Origin of the sequence: Mycobacterium sp. 236(2023), from assembly GCF_029623955.1 — a bacterium.
Classification (GTDB): Bacteria; Actinomycetota; Actinomycetes; order Mycobacteriales; family Mycobacteriaceae; genus Mycobacterium.
This window is the reverse complement of record NZ_JARSBP010000022.1, coordinates 1-1,434: the sequence shown is the minus strand read 5'-3', so window position 1 is coordinate 1,434 and position 1,434 is coordinate 1. Positions and strand designations below refer to the sequence as shown.

General features: G+C 61.4%; 1 protein-coding gene. It reads right to left on the bottom strand.

Going from position 1 to position 1,434, the window contains the following annotated elements:
• Positions 1 to 33: 33 nt before the first annotated feature.
• On the bottom strand, positions 34 to 1,380 hold the full coding sequence (locus P9A17_RS33175; RefSeq protein WP_278043059.1) for an IS256 family transposase: 1,347 nt from the start codon (positions 1,378 to 1,380) through the stop codon (positions 34 to 36).
• Between the last annotated feature and the right edge of the window lie 54 nt (positions 1,381 to 1,434).

Here is a 1,434-nt window from a genome sequence, read left to right as displayed (position 1 = left end):
GAGCTTGTCAAGATTTCTGTGTATGTGGCGGGTTTACAGGTAGGGGTTGATGCGGTCGGGGTAGTTGAGGGCGAGGGCTCCGAGTGCTTGTTTCCAGCCGTTGGTGCGGGCTCCTTCGACCAGGCGGTTGTAGCGTGAGCGATCTCCGGTGGCGAGGGGGTCATCAACGTATCTCTGGCGTTCGCGAGCGCGTTTATCCTCGATGTTGCAGATCGCCAGCCACAGGAGTTTGACCGCGGCCTGGTCATTGGGGAAGTGTCCGCGGTTCTTGATGATCTTGCGCAGTTGATAGTTCAGCGATTCGATCGCGTTGGTGGTGTAGATGATCCGCCGCAGCTCCGGCGGGAACGCCAGAAACGGGATGAACCGCTCCCACGCGTTGCGCCAGGCGATCACTGTTGTCGGGTTCGATTGTCCGAGAGATGAATTGGCGAAGTCCTCGAACGCCTCAGCCGCAGCGTCGACCGTCGGGGCGGTGTAAACACTTTTGAGGGCGGCCGCGATCGCCTTGCGCTGGCCGTAGGACACGAACCTCATTGAATTACGGATCAGATGCACCACGCAGGTTTGCACCGTGGTCTGCGGCCAGGTCGCCTCGACAGCCTCAGCGAATCCGGTGAGCCCGTCGGTGCACACGATCAGGATGTCTTTGACCCCGCGGTTGGCCAGCTCGGCGCACACGCCGGCCCAAAACTTCGCGCCCTCGTTAGCGGTAACCCAGATACCCAGCACATGGCGGATTCCGTCGAGATCGACACCGACGGCGATATGGGCTGCGCGGTTACGCACCTGATGACCGTCGCGGATCTTGATGACCAAAGCGTCGAGATAGACGATCGGATACAGCTCCTCAAGCGGCCGCTTTTGCCACTGGACGACCTCCTCGAGTACCGCGTCGGTGATCTTGGAAATCGTCTCGTGGGACAACTCGGTGCCGATCGTGGTGGCCAGATGATGCTGGATATCGCGGATCGTCATCCCGCCGGCGTACAGCGAGATGATCATGTCGTCGAGGCCGCCCAGGCGCCGCGAGCCCTTGGGCACCAGCGTCGGAATGAAGCTGCCGTCGCGATCGCGCGGGATCGCCAAATCGACGTCGCCGACCTCGCTGGCAACCGTCTTTGGGGTGTGTCCGTTGCGGGCGTTGGGCAGTTGCCGGCCGACCGGATCACCCTTCTCGTACCCGAGGTGATCGGTGAGCTCGGCGGCCAAACCTCGCTCCAGCACCGCTTTGACCATTTCGGGTAGAAACCCGCCCTGCCCAGTCAGCTGCAACTGGCCCGCGTCAATCTTGGCCATCACATCGTCAAGAACACCCGCGGACTTCAACGCCTCTACGGCGTCAGCCCCCGACATCGGCTCGTCAGTGCTCACATCCATCGATACTGCTCCATTCACTAGGAGCCACAGCTACACAAACCATCTGACACGCCC